We start from the raw sequence: 18000 nt of genomic DNA, 5'->3' as shown, positions 1-18000 counted from the left end.
ACAGGCACTTCGTCCACGTCTTGTTGAGAAACCCTGTGTTTTAATACGGCCCCGCTCAGTTGCGAGGGCCGTCTTCTATTTTTTGGATCACGCCATTTTGCACCGTCACAATCTGCAGGAACATGCCTTTTCCCATATCAAAGGTCCAGCGCTCACCTGCTGTGACTTGTGTTAATTGCCCATCCTCACTCAATGCCGTTTGGGTCAGAGGTTCCACCAATAATGGTTTACCACATTTGATCAACGCCTCGGCGCTGCTATCACCCGTAGTCAGAACTGAGCTTTTGCAACGCAATACCGCTGCTTGAGCCGTTGGCGCTAAGATGAGCCAGCTCGACACAACCATCACCACAGAAAGCCAAGTTCGTTGTTGCAACATCATATTCATCCTCTCGCTCAACGACTTTATCTCGCCCTACAGACTGCCATAAGCTTCATATAGAAACCATCGCACTCGATGTGCAGCTGAAATAATATGCTCGCCCCCTCATCCACCGCCCTAGTACGCCGATATAAAGGCAAGCCGTTAACACCAACAGATGATGTAAGCACCACTTGGCAACATCCTTCTAGCAGTCAGAGGTGTATCATGAACATAGAACAACTCAGAAATAATTTGCGCATGATCTGTAAACAGATCGGGGCCAGTTTTACTCTGGACGAGGCTGAAGGCGAAATCAGAGCTTGCATCGTGTGCGGTACCACCTGGTGGCATCTTGTACAATCAGAATCAGCTGATAGCTGGCTTTGGGAGCAACAACTCTATGAATTACAACATCATCTGCTAAATTAACCGCAGAATGCTACGCTTCGTTCGACGAGTCCTGGCCCAGGATCCCAAGCAGGAGATTGTTAAGTCACCCCGCTGGCTGAACATTGCTGCCACAAGGAATTTGAATAGTGAAAATGCCTCATGAAAAAACGGGAAGCCACATTCCTCGAGACCATCATCCTGGAATGACGAGTGGTTCGGCACAGGTTGAATATTTACCCGTCATGCATATTGGCAAACACAGGCTCTCGAGCGCCTTGATTATTGCGCTTGCCATTGTGTTTGCCGTGATGGTCGCGGGTCTACCAACCTTCAGTCACTGGCTCCAGCAGAGCAATACTCTCACCGTTAATGATGGTGCAGTACGCCTCGGCACCGTCTACAGCGAACAAGTCTCAAGCCAACTGATTATCAGCCGGGTCATCGATAACGGCGAATTGCTACGCATCAGCGCGGATCCTGCGCATCTTTACGCGGCGGCTGTCGAACAGGTATTACACAATATCCGACAAATCAATGATCAGGCCAAGGCGGCACAAGGGGAACAATTCACACCGGTATTATTCGAGTCGGCCATGTGGAGTGACGACATTCGTATCCAGCTCCGCACCCAGATTGAATACCAATCGGAACATCAGCATCCTTATCGCTTTACATTGAATAGCAGCGACCGGATCGTTAAAAAAGATCAGGCTCGTATCAAGCCCATCCTCGATAGCATTCAACAATATGGGGATCAACAGCTAGCCGAATATCGAGCGAATTACAGTTTTATTCCCTTGCGTACCCCATAGCATTTCGTGGTGAGGGTCCAATAATAAAAAGAGGCGCTTTCAGGGCGCCTCTATTCATAACATCAATACCGCATTAGCGTCGGCAATTCGACACGACCACAATCCCTTGTGCCGTCACTGTATAACCAGCTTGTCGATCCGCGTCATGGTCATAACCAATCACGCTGTCATCCGGGATATGTACCCCTTCGTCGATGATGGCCCGACGGATCTTGGCATTCCGGCCGATATTGGCGCCTTCGAGCAAAATCGAATCCTCTACCAAGCTAAAGCTGTTCACGCGGCAGCGTTGACCCATGATAGAACGGCGAACCGTTCCGCCGCTGATCACGCAACCACCACAAATATAAGAATCCAGACTCTGGCCGCGCCGGGAATCATCATCGAACACCGTCTTGGCTGGCGGTAAATTGCTGGGTTTAGTCAGGATAGGCCATTTGTAGTTATACAAATTAAGCTGGGGAGACACGGCAATCAGATCCATATTCGCTTCATAGTAGGAGTCCAACGTGCCAACGTCTTTCCAATAACCTTTCTCTTCCGGCGTCATATCTGGAATAATATTGTCATTGAAGTTATACGCAAATACCCGATCACCGGCATCCAGCATCATTGGAATAACGTGTTTTCCAAAATCCAGATCCGCATATCGCTTTTTCCCTTCTTTGATCACATGGATCAGTTTTTCTCGGGAGAATATGTAATTGCCCATGGAGGCAAAACAGGTATCCCGACCTGGAATTGTCTTGGGTTCAGATGGTTTTTCTACGAACTCTAGCACCTTACCCTCTTCATCGACCCCGAAGACACCAAAGCGCCGCGCCTCAGCCTGAGCGACCTCCAATGCGGCTATGGTAATGTCGGCACCACGCTGGATGTGAAAATCAATCATCTGGCGGATATCCATCTTGTAGATATGATCGCCACCGAAGACAGCGACATAATCGGCATCTGAATCTTCAATGAAACGCAGATAGTGGCCGATAGCATCAGCGGTCCCCTTGAACCACTCTTCGCCATCGCTATTGGTTTCCGGCGAAATCGCCTCGAAGTGCTCATCCCAACCGGTCCATTTATCCCACGAGTCGCGGATATGCTTGTTCAATAAGTAGGATTTGTACTGGGTCAGAATGTAGACATTCTTGATGTTGGAGTTGAAAAAATTACTCAGCACAAAATCAATAATCTTGTACTTACCACCAAATGCAACACCGGGCTTGGGCCGGGACAAGGTCAACGGGCTGAGCCGTTCCCCTTTTCCTCCCGCCAGAACCATAGCAATGGTCTTGCGGGATGCAGGATTGATATAAGACATTTGGAGCTCCCCACGAAAGTAAACTGTTCATTTGATTTATCATCTATTCGGGCCGATTGAAAGCGTTATCAGGCCACTTTCGAGTCTACCAAGGTGAAGAGACAATTCTGCTTGCTGGATCGAATTTTTTATCTGCCGTGATGGCCGTTACATTATTTTACAGCGAGTCAGAGTAATCACTCCTAGCTGCCGTCTTTTGGCCGATAAAACAGCGGCGACACAGAGGTCGCCGCATAGCATTTTTGCTACCCGATATGGGATATTTCGAGTTAGCGCACCACCTCTTCTTCTAAAGGCAGCACCTGATCTTCTTCAAGCTCGGCCTCCATCTGAGCATAAGCATGTTGCATCGTCGCTGATGGCTGCTTATCCAGCAGACTCACCGTCACAATCGTCAGCGAAGCGCCAATGAACCCTGGAACCATTTCATACAGGCCCCACCAGCCTCCGTTACGCCAGAGGATCACGGTAACAGCCCCCACTAGCATACCGAATAAGGCCCCATTGCGGGTCATGCGCGGCCACAACAACGAGAACAGAACCACAGGACCAAACGCAGCACCGAATCCAGCCCAGGCATAGCCAACCAGCCCCAAAACCTGGCTCTGCGGGTTGCGGGCAATCAGGAGGGCAATGACAGCAACCAGTAACACCATCAAGCGGCCACACCAGACCAATTCGCGTTGTGAGGCCGTCGGGCGCAAGAACGCCTTATAGAAATCCTCGGTGAGTGCCGATGCAGATACCAGTAACTGGCATGACAGTGTACTCATGATGGCCGCCAGAATGGCTGAGAGCAGGATCCCGGCAATCCAAGGATTGAACAGCACCTGTGCCAGGGTAATGAAGATGCGCTCCTGATTCTCGACAACCGGCGTCGCCTGCTCCGGATGAGCGGCAAAATAGGCAATGCCGAAGAATCCCACTGCGACCGCGCCACCTAGACACAAGATCATCCAGGTCATACCGATGCGGCGTGCATTGGGGATGGCCTTCACTGAACTGGCCGCCATAAAGCGGGCCAGAATGTGCGGTTGTCCCATATAGCCCAGGCCCCAGGCCATCAACGACAGGATGCCAATCCCGGTAGTACCGCTGAACATATTGCTGTAATTGATATTGATGCTATCGATCACCGCCAAGGTTTCATCAAAGCTGCCTAACTTCATCATCACGATCACTGGCGTCAGCAACAGGGCAAAGATCATCAGGGTCGCTTGCACGGTATCTGTCCAGCTCACCGCCAGAAAACCGCCGACGAACACATAAATGATGGTTGCAGCCGCTCCAGCCCACAGCGCGATATCATAACTCAGACCAAAGGTTTGCTCGAACAAACGGGCTCCGGCCACCATACCGGAAGCACAATAGATGGTGAAAAACAGTAAAATAATGACCGCCGACAGCAAGCGTAGCAAGCGACTGCGATCCTCAAAACGATGGGTAAAATAATCCGGGAGTGTCAGCGCATTATGGCTGATCTCGGTATACACCCGGATGCGCCCGGCAATAAACAGCCAGTTGAACCAGGCTCCCAGAATCAAACCGATGGCAATCCAGCTTTCCGAAATACCGGCGGCAAAAATAGCCCCCGGCAAGCCCAGCAATAACCAGCCGCTCATATCCGAAGCCCCGGCACTCATGGCAGTGACAAAACTGCCCAACGAGCGACCACCGAGGATATAGTCAGATAAATTTCGCGTATAACGCCACGCGGCAAAGCCGATGCCGATCATGGCCAGAATATAAATAATGAAAGTGATAGTGGTGGGATTACTAAAGTTCATTGGCTTCCTGCCTTGGTGTATTCAAAAAAATGATTTTGCGGACTCGTATCAGTACAGGCAAGTCACTGTCGAAAAATGCAAGTTAAATCTGGATGTTACCTGCGGCCGATCAATTTTTGGCGCGCTAATCTCGGCTCTTATCTGATCGTTCGGGACTGACTAGCCTCCATGATAAATCACATTCACTTGCCGGCGGTGCGAATGCTACTCTGGGCACAAGGCACTCGCCTGCCATCTGCACGCCACCGTGCATTGTCACTCATCCGCGACTGGAGACACCATGAGTTCTCGTGTATTGCCGTTACTTGTTTGTTTATTCGCAGGGTGTATAGCCGCCTGCACCAACCTGGATACGTTACAACCGCCGATAGCGACTGTCACTGCGGTGCGTCCAGTAGCCAGTAAGGGCCTAGTCCCGAACTTCGCTATCGACCTGCATTTGAGTAATCCCAATGATCAGGAGCTAGCCCTACGCGGCGCCAGTTACCAACTATCGCTGGAAGGGCAACCTCTAGTGAGCGGGGTCGCCAGCAAGCTCCCGGCTCTGCCAGCCTACGGAGAAGCCGATGTCACGCTGACAGCAACGCCTGATGTGCTCGGCGCCTTGGGGCTGGCCCAAAAGCTGATGCAGCAAGGGGATATCAGTACACTGCGTTATCGTCTTGAGGCGCGCTTGGACCTAGCGGCCTTACTGCCCGATCTGGTCATCGAAAAAGAGGGTACTCTCAAAGCACGCTAACCCGCCACAAGCCCCAGACGACACTAACTTGCATAATAGATAGTGCACCGAATATTCCCGCTATAGGATAACTCGAAGCCACAAACAAAAACCCCGGATGGCTCCGGGGTTTTCTTTTAACGACTGACGTTGCAGCCGAAATTACAGACTGGCAAGCACTCGTGCATGCAACTCCTGCACTGAGCTAACACTTTCAGTCTCATCCACCGGCATCGCCATGCAGCAGGCAAACGCGGCATTCAGCGTGGTGGTGTAGGAGACCTTGTGCTGCAAGGCACCACGGCGCAGTTGCTTGGAGTCCTGGATCGCCTGACGCCCTTCGGCGGTGTTGACGATATAGGTGTACTCGCCGCTCTTGATGCGGTCCAGGATGTGCGGACGACCTTCGTGTACCTTGTTCACCAGACGCGGATTGATGCTCGCCTCGCCCAGAATAACCGCCGTACCGTGGGTTGCATCCAGCTCGAAGCCGGCTTCAATCAGCTTGGAGGCCAGATCCACCACCCGTTGCTTGTCACCGTTGCGCACCGACAGCAACACACGACCCGAACGCGGGATGGCACTGTTAGCACCCAGTTGGGACTTGGCATACGCTTCAGCAAAGGTATCACCGACCCCCATCACTTCACCGGTAGAGCGCATTTCTGGCCCCAGCAGCGGGTCAACGCCCGGGAACTTGTTGAACGGCAGCACCACTTCCTTGACGGAGTAGAACGGCGGGATGATCTCCTTGGTGAAACCTTGGGCAGCCAGAGACTGACCGGCCATCACACGAGCGGCAATCTTCGCCAGCGGGGCACCGGTCGCCTTGGAAACAAACGGCACGGTACGGGCTGCACGTGGATTCACCTCGATGAGGTAGATCTCGTCATCCTTGATGGCAAACTGCACGTTCATCAGACCGATAACGCCCAGCTCCATCGCCAGCTTGCGCACCTGCTCGCGGATGCGATCCTGCATGTCAGCCGACAGGGTATACGGCGGCAATGAACAACCTGAGTCACCGGAGTGGATACCACACTGTTCGATGTGCTCCATGATGCCGCCAATGACGACCTGCTCACCGTCGCAGATGGCATCGACGTCCACCTCCACTGCATCATCCAGGAAGCGATCCAGCAGAACCGGAGATTCGTTGGAGACGCTCACCGCTTCGTTGAAGTAACGACGCAGATCCTGCTCGTCATAGACGATTTCCATGGCGCGACCGCCTAACACATAGGAGGGGCGCACCACCAGCGGATAGGTGATCTTGGCTGCTAGTTGCACGGCTTGCTCGATGGCCGTCACGGTGGCATTTTCTGGCTGCTTGAGGCCCAGACGTTCGACGGCCTGTTGGAAGCGCTCACGGTCTTCGGCACGGTCAATCGCATCCGGGCTGGTGCCGATGATGGGCACACCCGCCGCTTCCAGCGCACGCGAGAGCTTCAGCGGCGTCTGGCCACCGTACTGCACGATCACGCCCTTCGGCTGTTCGACACGGACAATCTCCAGTACATCTTCCAGAGTCACCGGTTCGAAGTAGAGACGATCCGAGGTGTCGTAATCGGTGGAGACGGTTTCCGGGTTGCAGTTGACCATGATGGTCTCGTAACCATCTTCACGCAGCGCCAGCGCCGCATGCACACAGCAATAGTCAAACTCGATACCCTGACCGATCCGGTTCGGACCACCACCAAGCACCATGATCTTGTCACGATTGGTCGGCGCGGCTTCGCACTCTTCATCGTAGGTGGAGTACATGTAGGCGGTGTTAGTCGCAAACTCGGCAGCACAGGTGTCCACACGCTTGTAGACCGGCAGAATGTTGTGCTTATGACGGAACTTGCGCACTTCGCCTTCCGCTACGCCCAGCAACTTGCCCAGACGCGCATCGGCAAAACCCTTGCGCTTGAGGGAACGCAGGAATTCAGGTGTCAGCGACAGCATGCCGCCTTCCATCACCTTCTCTTCGAGTTTGACGATCTCTTCGATCTGCACCAGGAACCAGGGGTCAATCTTGGTCAGCTTGAAGACACCTTCCACGGAAAGTCCGGCCCGGAATGCATCGGCTATGTACCAAATCCGATCCGCACCGGCGTTTTGCAGCTCGTGGCTGATGCGGGAGAAACTCTCCGGATCCTTGGCGTCCACCATGGGGTCGAATCCGGTTTTACCGGTTTCCAGACCACGCAACGCTTTGTGCAAGGACTCCTGGAAGTTACGACCGATGGCCATCACTTCACCGACTGACTTCATCTGAGTGGTCAGACGGTCATTGGCGCCGGCAAATTTCTCGAAGTTGAAACGTGGCACCTTGGTGACCACATAATCGATGGAGGGCTCGAACGATGCCGGTGTCTTGCCACCGGTAATATCATTCATCAGCTCGTCCAGGGTGTAACCAATCGCCAGTTTGGCTGCGACCTTGGCGATCGGGAAACCGGTGGCCTTGGAGGCCAGCGCTGAGGAGCGCGAAACCCGCGGATTCATTTCGATGATGACCATACGGCCATCCTTCGGATTGATACCGAACTGAACGTTGGAACCACCGGTTTCCACGCCGATTTCACGCAGTACCGCCATGGAGGCGTTACGCATCAGCTGGTATTCCTTGTCGGTCAGGGTCTGGGCCGGAGCCACTGTGATGGAGTCACCGGTGTGGATACCCATAGGATCGAAGTTTTCAATGGAGCAGACGATGATGCAGTTATCGTTACGATCCCGCACCACTTCCATCTCGTACTCTTTCCAGCCAATCAGGGATTCGTCGATCAGCAGCTCTTTGGTCGGCGACAAGTCCAGACCACGTTCGCAAATTTCGACAAACTCTTCCGGGTTGTAGGCGATACCACCGCCAGAACCACCCATGGTGAAGGATGGACGGATGATACAGGGGAACCCAACCTTCTTCTGAACTTCCCAGGCTTCGTCCATGTTATGGGCGATACCGGCACGGGGACACTCCAGACCGATGCTGCGCATGGCGACATCGAAACGGCGACGGTCTTCGGCCTTATCGATGGCATCGGCAGTAGCACCGATCATCTGCACACCGAATTCAGCCAGCACACCATGTCGTTCCAGATCCAGAGCACAGTTCAGAGCCGTTTGACCGCCCATGGTCGGCAGCACCGCATCCGGGCGCTCTTTTTCAATGATTTTGCGTACCACTTCCCAGGTGATCGGCTCGATATAGGTCGCATCGGCCATTTCCGGATCGGTCATGATGGTCGCTGGATTAGAGTTCACCAGGATGACGCGGTATCCCTCTTCACGCAGGGCTTTACAGGCTTGGGCGCCGGAGTAGTCAAATTCGCAAGCCTGACCGATAACGATTGGGCCTGCGCCCAGGATCAGGATGCTTTTAAGGTCTGTACGTTTTGGCATGACTCTACCCTACTCCTTATGCGCGGTACTTCTTGATAAGCTCGATAAAATGGTCAAACAGCGGTGCGGCATCATGGGGGCCCGGGCTGGCTTCCGGGTGGCCCTGGAAGCTGAACGCTGGCTTGTCGGTGCGATGAATGCCTTGCAGCGACCCGTCAAACAGTGACTTGTGGGTGGCACGCAGATTATCTGGCAAGGTGGCCTCGTCTACGGCAAAACCATGGTTTTGACTGGTGATCATGACCACGTTGCGGTCCAGATCCTTGACCGGGTGGTTGCCACCGTGGTGACCGAATTTCATCTTGATGGTCTTGGCACCTGAGGCCAAACCCAGCAGCTGGTGCCCCAGGCAGATACCGAACACCGGGATCTCAGTCTTCAGGAACTCTTGAATGGCGGCAATCGCGTAGTCGCACGGGGCTGGATCCCCAGGACCATTGGAGAGGAAAATACCATCCGGATTCATCGCCAGCACTTCAGCTGCGGTTGTTTTCGCCGGAACCACCGTCAGACGGCAACCGCGATCCGCCAACATGCGCAGTATGTTGCGCTTGGCGCCAAAGTCGTAAGCCACGACATGGAACGGGTAGCTGCTTGGCTTGGTGTGACCCAGACCCAGCTTCCAACTGCCTTCTGTCCATTCATACGCTTCAGAAACTGTCACTTCCTTGGCCAAATCCATGCCGTTCAATCCGGGGAATGCCTTGGCATGCGCTAAGGCCTGGCTTTCGTCCAGATCTTTACCCGTCATGATACAACCGGCCAGAGCGCCCTTCTCACGCAGAATACGGGTCAGCTTGCGGGTATCGATATCCGCGATGCCAACGACATTCTGGCGCTTGAGGTATTCAGAGAGGGTTTCTTGAGAGCGGAAGTTAGAAGCAACGAGGGGGAGATCACGAATGATGAGGCCTTGAGCATGAACGCTCGGGGATTCTTCGTCTTCGCTGTTGGTGCCGGTGTTGCCGATGTGGGGATAGGTGAGGGTTACAATCTGGCGGGAATAAGAAGGATCAGTGAGAATTTCCTGATATCCCGTCATCGAGGTATTAAAAACCACCTCGCCAACAGAACAACCTTCTGCGCCAATTGAAACGCCCTTGAATACCGTGCCATCTTCCAACACGAGTAAGGCAGAATGAGTCAAGACGACCTCCAATTTCGTGATTCTTGAGTGATTTTGCCGTCGAGAAGCCATGAACACCTGATTTTTAACCATCAAGCATGCCATACCGGGCAAATTGGGCGCATTTTACCTGAATAAGGGCGCAATACAACCCCCTCAAACCGCAACAAGAAAATAAATGCTATATAAGTGCATAATTCTTCATTATGAGCATATTCAACGCAGCCACTCAAAACCATAAATAATCGAAAAACGTTTGCCAAAAGCAATACTGAAACAGAAATCTTGTTTTTGCATAGATAAAACCCATTCATATGATTTAAAAGGTTTTATTTTTTTGAATCCTAACATTACGCAGCAGATTATCGACAAGGAATGGAGAGAAGAGGTGAAAAATAACCAGACGAATGAGGAAGCGGTAAAAATGCAACACCGGCTCCCTAGACTCTTGCACAAGATGATGATTTGCCTGTTGCTTATCCAGATTGATCCATAAACCGCCTGGTAAAAGAGCCCCGCAATCACCAGGCGGTTTTCGAAATTACTTGAGCGCCAGAACGTCTTGCATGTCATATAACCCGGCGGGTTGCTGTGCCAGCCAGACAGCCGCTCTGACTGCGCCATTGGCAAAGGTAAGTCGGCTGGATGCCTTATGGGTGATTTCGACCCGCTCACCAATATCGGCAAACATGACCGTATGTTCACCGATCAGGTCCCCTGCGCGAATGGTCGCAAATCCGATGCTAGAGCGATCCCGCTCACCAGTGATCCCTTCACGACCATACACAGCACAGGTTTTCAAGTCGCGTCCCAGGGTCTTGGCAACCACCTCACCCATGCTCAATGCCGTGCCAGAAGGAGCATCCACCTTGTGTCGATGATGTCCCTCGATGATCTCGATATCCGTGTAGTCGCCCATCACCCTGGCGGCTTGCTCCAGCAACTTGAAGACCAGATTGACCCCGACACTGTAGTTGGAGGCGAAGACAATTCCCATCTGCTGCGATGCCTGATGGATGGCGTCTTTACCGGCATCATCAAAGCCAGTGGTCCCGATGACGATGCGCTTGCCATGCCGATGGGCCAACTCCAGATGCGCCAGGGTAGGCTCAGGGCGTGTGAAATCAATGATGATGTCGAAGTCGTTCATGACTTTTGCTAAATCATCAACAATCTTGACACCCATGGTGCCTAATCCATTGAGTTCACCAACATCCAGGCCGATAACGGCTGAGCCAGGCCGCTCAGTGGCAACCGTCAAGGCTGCAGCAGGATTATTCCGAATCGCCTCGAGCAAAATTTTGCCCATACGACCATTGCAACCGACAAGAGCTATACGGATCTGACTTTCCATATCCATCCTTAATCTACTTCTACATGCTAAAAGCGCTATTTACCTGAGTGTAACCAGAGCCTGCGGTCTTTGAAAAGCGCCCAAAAAAAAGACCGGACTCATCCGGCCTTTCCACACATCACATTCAGACGATATCCAGCAACTCGACCTCAAACACCAGCGTTGAGAACGGCGGAATGGAACCAGCACCGCGCTCGCCATAGGCCAGATGATGAGGGATCGTCAGCTTCCACTTGGAGCCGACCGTCATCAGCTGCAGCGCCTCAACCCAACCGGCAATGACTCCAGTCACCGGGAATTCGGCAGGTTGACCACGAGTGACCGAACTATCGAACACTCGGCCATCCGGGAAAGTACCGTGATAATGGACACGGACCTTGTCACTCTTGGCTGGCTTGGCACCCTCACCCGCAGTCAACACCTCAAATTGCAGGCCAGACTCGGTAACGGTGACGCCATCGCGGGCCGCATTGCTGGCCAGATACGCCTCACCATCCGCACGGGCTGCGGCTGACAATTCACGCTCGGCTGCTTCCAGCTTGGCGGTGATCTCTTCAAATGCCTGACCAATCTCTTCATGGCTGACAGCGAAATCATGGCCCAGAACCGCATCTTCAATGCCTTGTTTGACCGCAGCCAGATCCAGGCCTTCGAAAGATTGCTGTGCCAGTTGGTCACCAATCTGACGACCGATGCCATAGCTGGCTTTCTGTTCTGTGGTTTGCAATAAGCTCATGAATACTCCAGTTATATGACCAAAAATAAAAAATGAACGGTTGGCATGATAGCAGATTTCATCGGTATGCCTATCCAGCAGCCTGAAAAGGCGACTAAAGAGCTTTGACCATGTGCCGCTGCAGGTAACGGCCAGAGCCTAAGGGTTGCGACTGGCTTTGCCCGTCGTAATGAAAACCATGACTGAGATAGAAGCGCTCTGCCGGTATGTTGTTGGCCAAAACCCACAGGCTCAGACGTCGGATCCCTTCACTGCACATATCACCCATCGCCTGGCGGAGTAATTGCGAGCCAATTCCTTGGCGCCAGAAAAAAGGATGCAAGTAAAGAGAACGCAGCAGTGCACGATGGGATGCTTCGGGGATCCAGTAGAGAAACCCAACCAGAGCATCATCCTGTTCTGCTAACAAGGTATGACAAGGATGAGCAGCAATGCGTTCCTGCCAGATGGTGATGCGTTCAGCCTCGCTGCGTAGCGGAAAATCCCGCGGCAACAGTTGTCGATAGGCCTGAACCCAACTTTCATGCTGCACTTGGGCAATTTCCCCGGCATCTGCCATCACGGCAGGACGGATCCTCAACTCTGGCATTGCGGCTTGCGACCCAATTCACGGGCTTTATTGTAAAACGGTGCCACGACGGCCAATTGGTTCTGTAACTCCTTGATACGACTTTCACCGGAAGGGTGAGTCGATAAAAACTCGGGGGGAGCCTTACCTTTCGTCACCGCAGCCATGTTTTGCCACAAGGCGATGGCTTGCTCGGGCTTAAAGCCAGCAGAAGCCATCAACTGCAGTCCCAGCACATCGGCTTCCGACTCCTGAACTCGACCATAGGGCAATAAAATACCGACCTGGGCACCCAGACCCAGCGCCGCCATCGCGGGCCCGCGTGCGGTGGAGTCTCCCAATGCCGTATCAGCAGCCGCCATGCCGACGTTAGCCAACTGAGATTGGGATAAACGCTCATTGGAGTGGCGGGCCAAGACATGGGAGATTTCGTGACCAATGACGGCAGCAAGTTGATCCTGATTTTTCGCCGCCTTGAACAATCCGGTATACACCCCGATCCGCCCACCAGGTAAAGCGAAGGCGTTGACATCGTCGGATTCAAACAGCACAACCTGCCAATCAGCAATGCTGGTCTTATAAGTCGCCGGGATCTCATGGACCACCGCATCGGCGACACACTGCACGTACCGCGTTAGCTTCTTGTCGGTTGAAATCTTCTCTTCCTTCTTGAGTTGCTCGAAGGAAGACAATCCCATTTGCGCGACTTCACCATCACCAAACAGAATCAACTGCTTACGCCCCGTCGGGGATGTAGCACATGCCGCGACCAATAATGCCGCCACGCCACCGAACAACCACTTTTTCATCCTGGGATTCCTTGTCATTGAACTGGCGAAAATCTTAATCCAATCACAGCTGAAGACAAGATATGTAAAGAGATTGGACAATCGAAATAAAAAGCGCGCCGACTTGGGCGCGCTTTTAGAAACAAGTGAATGGAAACACTCCATTCAATACCACCGATTACTTGGTGTATTGCTCCGGACTGATTTGTCCAATCTCGGCAGCCGTTTTATCAGCCAGCAACCAGAGGGTAAACTGATGTAGCTGGGCATGGTGCGCAAGAGCGACCAGGAAAGCGCCCCCGACCTCACGATAGCCCAACTCATAGTTTTTCAATGTGGTAGGCGGGACGCCTAGTAATTCGGCGAACTTGGGTCGGCTCAGGCCAACAGTTTCGCGGATTTGGCGGATTTTTTGTCCTACGGAGACTTCACTGATATTCATACGATTCCTCACACAGCTTGCTTTGCGACGGGTTAGAGCCGCAATAGTTCAGAGTTGATTTATTGTTGTGTACGTCAGTTTTATCCGGCTCCGCCGTTTATATCGTGCTTTATCATTATCATGCTGGAACAGCTCTTGGCAGACCTATCAATAGCCGCCAAGAGCTGCGCATGTTAAACCTAACAGTTGACAGGGTAAACTAAAAAAACGTTTCCACTTGAATTCAAGTGTAGCCCATTCGACAGGATGTCAAATCATGAAGCACCACTTAGTCGCAGTTCTGCCTGAATCTCTGTTGTCAGCTCCACTCGACTCGGAAATTCTTTCCTTACTCAAGCTATTGTCCGTCAAGGCAATATTGTGTAGCTCACCCGGTAGCAGCTGTCCGGCAGCGACATCACTTCGCCTGAAAAATATTCAGCCATTCGAGCTGCTGATAGCCGGTATCGATGCCGCCGATGTACCCGCGTATCAAGTGCACACCAACCAAAGTTCGGGACTCTGCCGCTGGCTGCATCCGGCATCAAAGCGTGACTCCGATCACGGACAATTAGTACTACCAGAGGACTTGAACGATCTGTTGTTTTGGCTGGATTCACCGCAACCGCTCTGGATATCGGCGCCACTGGCCATACTTCCTGTGGTGCGGGCCATCATGAATGTTCACCCACTTGATCCTTATTTGGCCGCCCATTATATGCGCCAGTTGCAACCAATCTTGAGTCAGTTATCAACAGAGTCATTGACGCAGATTATGAACATCAAGCAACACCGGGAATCTGTTCTTGACGAACATTTACCTATAGAAATAAGTAACTACTTAAAACTAGAAAAAAAACTACACAGACAATATCTCGGACATTGACCGAGGCATGCCCACCGACAACCGTTTTCTTCACTGATAGATGCTAAAAATGCCACATAATCGTCTGCCATAGCGCGAATTCCAGCCCCACTCAGGTAGATAGCCATCACTCAAATGGCTATCTACAAGTGCTTGGCATCAGGGTGGGACTCGCCCATAATATGACGCGCATCACGTTCCCGGCTCGATTCCGGGTTCTTTCCATCTATGGAGATAACAAAAAAATGAAATTGACAGTGGCATCTACTCTGATTGCAAGCATCATCGCCGGTCTGGCCATGAGTTCCGTGGCCCAAGCAAATGACGCAGAGGGAGCCTTTGTGGGCGCAGGCGCCGGTTGGAGCCGAGCTCAAGATCTGACAGATCTGTCTAACTCCGGTGTCGAGCGCGACGCTTTCTCTTCTCGTCTGTTGGCTGGTTATACCCTGAACGAAAACCTGGGTTTTGAAGCCGGTTACGATTGGCTGGGTCACGCCAAGGTTGATGGTCAAACCTGGCGCACCGATGGCTGGACTCTTTCCGTGCTGCCTCGTCTGCCGTTGACCCAACAGGTCTCTTTGCTGGGCGAGTTCGGTGTTATGCGTGACTTCACCACCAATGATGCCGCCAACACCAAGTCCCACGGCTACTCCCCTGTTTACGGTCTGGGTGCAGCATACCGCGTCAATGACGCCATGGATCTGCAAGCTCGCTATCGTCTGATCGACGATGCTGGCCGTAATGTGACCGGCAATTCCGACATCCATAACTTCGGCCTCGAAGTCGTCTACTACCCGACTCGGACCAGCGCTCCGGCACCAGTCGCTGTCGCGGCTCCGGTTGCAGAGCCAACCCCAGCACCAGCACCGCAAGAAGTTGTGGAAACCAAGCGTTTCACGCTGACCTCCGATGTGTTGTTCGATTTCGGTAAAGCCACGCTGAAGCCAGAAGGCAAGGCTGCGCTGACCAAGTTGTTTAACGAAATTACCCATCTGGAAATGAAAGACAACCAGACAGTGGTTTATGGTTATACCGACCGCATCGGCTCCGATGCCGCCAACCAAGCTCTGTCTCAACGTCGTGCCCAAACCGTTGCTTCTTACCTGACCAGCCAAGGTATTGCTGCTAGCAAAATCTCTGCTGCTGGCCGCGGTGAAGCGAATCCGGTAACCGGTACTTCCTGCAATACCGTCAAGAACCGCAAGAACCTGATCCTGTGCCTGGCACCGGACCGTCGTGTGGAAATCGAAGTCAAGGGTATCAAGGAAATCGTCGTTACCAAGTAATGGGTTTCAACGTCGGTTCTGAAGGCCGTCCATCTGATGATGGGCGGCTTTTTTATGAGCCACGACCGGGCGCCCCTTCAGCTCATGTGCCATCTGAGCTATTCTCGCGACACCTAGATAGGAGGTTTTCCAATGGCAGATAAGCAACCCATTCCCCGTCAAGACTTGTTGATCATGGCCAATCAGATGATCCGTGAGCACGAGGATTATATGGAAGGCATGCAGGCCGATAGTGTCGAGCAGAAAAATGGCATTCTGATCTTCAAAGGCGAGTTTTTCTTTGATGTTCAAGGCTTGCCGAGCCCGAAAACCATGGCCGTTTTCAATATGTTTAAATACTTGGCCCAAACGCTGTCTGGACAGTACCAGTTAGTCGACTAGCGAGCGCTTGAAACCGGGTTAGAACCAGACCCGGTTTCTTATGTATCCAACATCTCTATTCGACTTCCCCATTGCCACCGTCGGAGCAAGAAGCTGATGTTATCGCTATCAAGCCGAGGCGGATTGTGTCTTGCCTCGACGGACTCGGAATGCCAGAATCCGCCCATGTCCAAATGTTGTAGATCTGTGAAATGAATGTGGTCGTCTACGGGATCCGTCAATGCGATACCCTGAAAAAAGCCTTGAAATGGCTCGAAGCTCAACACATCAGCTATCGCTTTCATGATTATCGAAAAGATGGTCTGCCACCCGCTCTGCTGGATGAGTTCATCGCCGCTCTCGGTTGGGAAGCGCTGCTCAATCGCCGGGGCACCACCTATCGCGCCTTAAGCGACGCTTGTAAATCATCACTGGATGCCGAGTCAGCCCGCACCGTCATGCTGGAACAACCCGCCATCATCAAACGCCCGCTTCTGGTGTTGGAGCATCACTATCATCTCGGTTTCGACGAAGCTGGGTACCACACCCTGTTTGGTCGCTAAATTTAATCTCGCAAGGATGCATTATGTCTGACTCTCCCGTACTCACACTCGCCCGGGATCTTATCTCTCGTCCTTCGGTCACCCCGGAAGATGCCGGTTGCCAACAGATGATGGCGGATTACCTGAAACGGCTCGGATTCACCATTGAACCCATGGTGTTTCATGACACGACAAATCTTTGGGCTCGCCGCGGTAATGAAGGCCCACTGTTCTGTTTTGCCGGGCATACCGATGTCGTCCCCCCAGGCCCGCTGGATAAATGGGATTCCCCTCCATTCGAACCCACCATTCGTGATGGCTTCTTATATGGCCGGGGAGCCGCCGATATGAAAGGCTCTCTGGCGGCCATGTTGGTTGCCGTTGAGAGGTTCGTGACCAGCAATCCAGAGCACCAGGGTTCCATTGCCTTTCTCATCACCAGTGACGAAGAGGGACCCTTTATCAATGGCACGCCTAAAGTGGTGGAGACCCTTGAAGCCCGCAATGAAAAGATTACCTGGTGCCTGGTCGGCGAGCCTTCGTCCACCCGCGTGCTGGGTGATGTGGTGAAAAATGGTCGTCGCGGCTCCATCACCGGCGATCTATTGGTCAAGGGGATTCAAGGCCATGTAGCTTACCCTCATCTGGGCCGCAACCCCATTCATGACGCAGCCCCCGCCTTGGCAGAGCTCGCAGCAACCGTCTGGGATCAGGGTAATGCCTTCTTTCCACCAACCAGCTTTCAAATTCCAAATATTTCGGCGGGTACCGGGGCCTCGAATGTGATCCCGGGCGAGCTCAAGGTGCAGTTCAACTTCCGCTTCAGCACCGAACTGACGGCAGAACAGATCAAGGAACGAGTCCAGGCCATCCTCGATCGTCATGGCCTGGAATATGACCTAACCTGGACACTGAGTGGTCACCCCTTCCTGACTTCAGCCGGTGACCTAGTCGAGGCAACCGTCGCGGCAATCGAAGAAGTTCAGGGCTTCAGCCCCGAGCTCTCGACCTCAGGCGGCACCTCGGATGGCCGTTTTATCGCCCCGACAGGCGCGCAAGTTATCGAGTTGGGTCCGCTCAATGCCACCATTCATAAGCTGAACGAATGCGTGAAGGTCGCAGATCTCGACACGTTGGCCGATGTCTATACTGCAATTCTACGCCGGTTGCTGGCCTGA

At 52.9% G+C, this 18000-nt stretch carries 17 protein-coding genes; 7 read left to right on the top strand and 10 right to left on the bottom strand.

The window, feature by feature from the left end; translation table 11 throughout:
• Positions 1 to 55 precede the first annotated feature (55 nt).
• Positions 56 to 379 (bottom strand): DUF2845 domain-containing protein, encoded by a 324-nt coding sequence (locus ACZYUB_RS08005; protein WP_463946958.1) that lies wholly within the window; start codon positions 377 to 379, stop codon positions 56 to 58.
• 650 nt (positions 380 to 1029) lie between these two features.
• Here ACZYUB_RS08005 and ACZYUB_RS08000 point away from each other — a divergent pair.
• A complete protein-coding gene (locus tag ACZYUB_RS08000) occupies positions 1030 to 1566 on the top strand; it encodes a hypothetical protein (protein ID WP_463946956.1) in 537 nt (178 codons plus the stop codon).
• A gap of 73 nt (positions 1567 to 1639) precedes the next feature.
• Here the strand turns inward: ACZYUB_RS08000 and glgC are convergent, their stop codons facing one another.
• Positions 1640 to 2881: a glucose-1-phosphate adenylyltransferase gene (gene glgC, locus ACZYUB_RS07995; protein ID WP_463946955.1), complete on the bottom strand. Its 1242-nt coding sequence runs from the start codon at positions 2879 to 2881 to the stop codon at positions 1640 to 1642.
• A gap of 269 nt (positions 2882 to 3150) precedes the next feature.
• Positions 3151 to 4668 carry a sodium/proline symporter PutP gene (putP, locus tag ACZYUB_RS07990; RefSeq protein WP_463946954.1) on the bottom strand — a complete coding sequence of 506 codons (1518 nt, stop codon included), beginning with the start codon at positions 4666 to 4668 and terminating at the stop codon, positions 3151 to 3153.
• A 280-nt stretch (positions 4669 to 4948) separates the two neighbouring features.
• Here putP and ACZYUB_RS07985 point away from each other — a divergent pair, with 280 nt between their 5' ends.
• Positions 4949 to 5407 carry an LEA/WHy family protein gene (locus ACZYUB_RS07985; RefSeq protein WP_463946952.1) on the top strand — a complete coding sequence of 153 codons (459 nt, stop codon included), beginning with the start codon at positions 4949 to 4951 and terminating at the stop codon, positions 5405 to 5407.
• 141 nt (positions 5408 to 5548) lie between these two features.
• Here the strand turns inward: ACZYUB_RS07985 and carB are convergent, their stop codons facing one another.
• The 7 genes from carB to ACZYUB_RS07950 all read right to left on the bottom strand — a co-directional run bounded on the left by carB (position 5549) and on the right by ACZYUB_RS07950 (position 13790).
• Positions 5549 to 8776, bottom strand: a complete 3228-nt coding sequence (carB, locus tag ACZYUB_RS07980; RefSeq protein ID WP_463946950.1) for a carbamoyl-phosphate synthase large subunit — start codon at positions 8774 to 8776, stop codon at positions 5549 to 5551.
• 16 nt (positions 8777 to 8792) lie between these two features.
• Positions 8793 to 9923 carry a glutamine-hydrolyzing carbamoyl-phosphate synthase small subunit gene (gene carA, locus ACZYUB_RS07975; RefSeq protein WP_463946948.1) on the bottom strand — a complete coding sequence of 377 codons (1131 nt, stop codon included), beginning with the start codon at positions 9921 to 9923 and terminating at the stop codon, positions 8793 to 8795.
• A 520-nt stretch (positions 9924 to 10443) separates the two neighbouring features.
• Complete coding sequence (gene dapB, locus ACZYUB_RS07970) at positions 10444 to 11256, bottom strand: 4-hydroxy-tetrahydrodipicolinate reductase (protein ID WP_463946947.1); 813 nt, start codon at positions 11254 to 11256, stop codon at positions 10444 to 10446.
• Positions 11257 to 11380: 124 nt separating this feature from the next.
• Positions 11381 to 11992: an FKBP-type peptidyl-prolyl cis-trans isomerase gene (locus ACZYUB_RS07965; RefSeq protein ID WP_463946945.1), complete on the bottom strand. Its 612-nt coding sequence runs from the start codon at positions 11990 to 11992 to the stop codon at positions 11381 to 11383.
• Between the two features lie 94 nt (positions 11993 to 12086).
• Positions 12087 to 12551, bottom strand: coding sequence for a GNAT family N-acetyltransferase (locus ACZYUB_RS07960; protein WP_463946982.1), 465 nt, complete (start codon positions 12549 to 12551; stop codon positions 12087 to 12089).
• A gap of 17 nt (positions 12552 to 12568) precedes the next feature.
• On the bottom strand, positions 12569 to 13369 hold the full coding sequence (locus tag ACZYUB_RS07955) for a M48 family metallopeptidase (RefSeq protein ID WP_463946943.1): 801 nt from the start codon (positions 13367 to 13369) through the stop codon (positions 12569 to 12571).
• 157 nt (positions 13370 to 13526) lie between these two features.
• Positions 13527 to 13790, bottom strand: coding sequence for a helix-turn-helix domain-containing protein (locus ACZYUB_RS07950; protein ID WP_460884129.1), 264 nt, complete (start codon positions 13788 to 13790; stop codon positions 13527 to 13529).
• Between the two features lie 256 nt (positions 13791 to 14046).
• Here ACZYUB_RS07950 and ACZYUB_RS07945 point away from each other — a divergent pair, with 256 nt between their 5' ends.
• The 5 genes from ACZYUB_RS07945 to dapE all read left to right on the top strand — a co-directional run bounded on the left by ACZYUB_RS07945 (position 14047) and on the right by dapE (position 18000).
• Positions 14047 to 14655 carry a hypothetical protein gene (locus ACZYUB_RS07945; RefSeq protein ID WP_463946942.1) on the top strand — a complete coding sequence of 203 codons (609 nt, stop codon included), beginning with the start codon at positions 14047 to 14049 and terminating at the stop codon, positions 14653 to 14655.
• A 224-nt stretch (positions 14656 to 14879) separates the two neighbouring features.
• A complete protein-coding gene (locus tag ACZYUB_RS07940) occupies positions 14880 to 15920 on the top strand; it encodes an OmpA family protein (RefSeq protein ID WP_463946941.1) in 1041 nt (346 codons plus the stop codon).
• 132 nt (positions 15921 to 16052) lie between these two features.
• The gene (locus ACZYUB_RS07935; RefSeq protein ID WP_463946939.1) at positions 16053 to 16301 is read left to right on the top strand and encodes a YciN family protein; all 249 of its coding nucleotides are present in this window, start codon (positions 16053 to 16055) and stop codon (positions 16299 to 16301) included.
• A 191-nt stretch (positions 16302 to 16492) separates the two neighbouring features.
• A complete protein-coding gene (locus tag ACZYUB_RS07930; protein WP_463946937.1) occupies positions 16493 to 16843 on the top strand; it encodes an ArsC family reductase in 351 nt (116 codons plus the stop codon).
• A gap of 23 nt (positions 16844 to 16866) precedes the next feature.
• Positions 16867 to 18000: a succinyl-diaminopimelate desuccinylase gene (dapE, locus tag ACZYUB_RS07925; RefSeq protein WP_463946936.1), complete on the top strand. Its 1134-nt coding sequence runs from the start codon at positions 16867 to 16869 to the stop codon at positions 17998 to 18000.

The organism is Pseudaeromonas sp. HNCC25DJ182, assembly GCF_055413365.1.
This window is presented reverse-complemented; position numbering and strand designations above follow the sequence as displayed.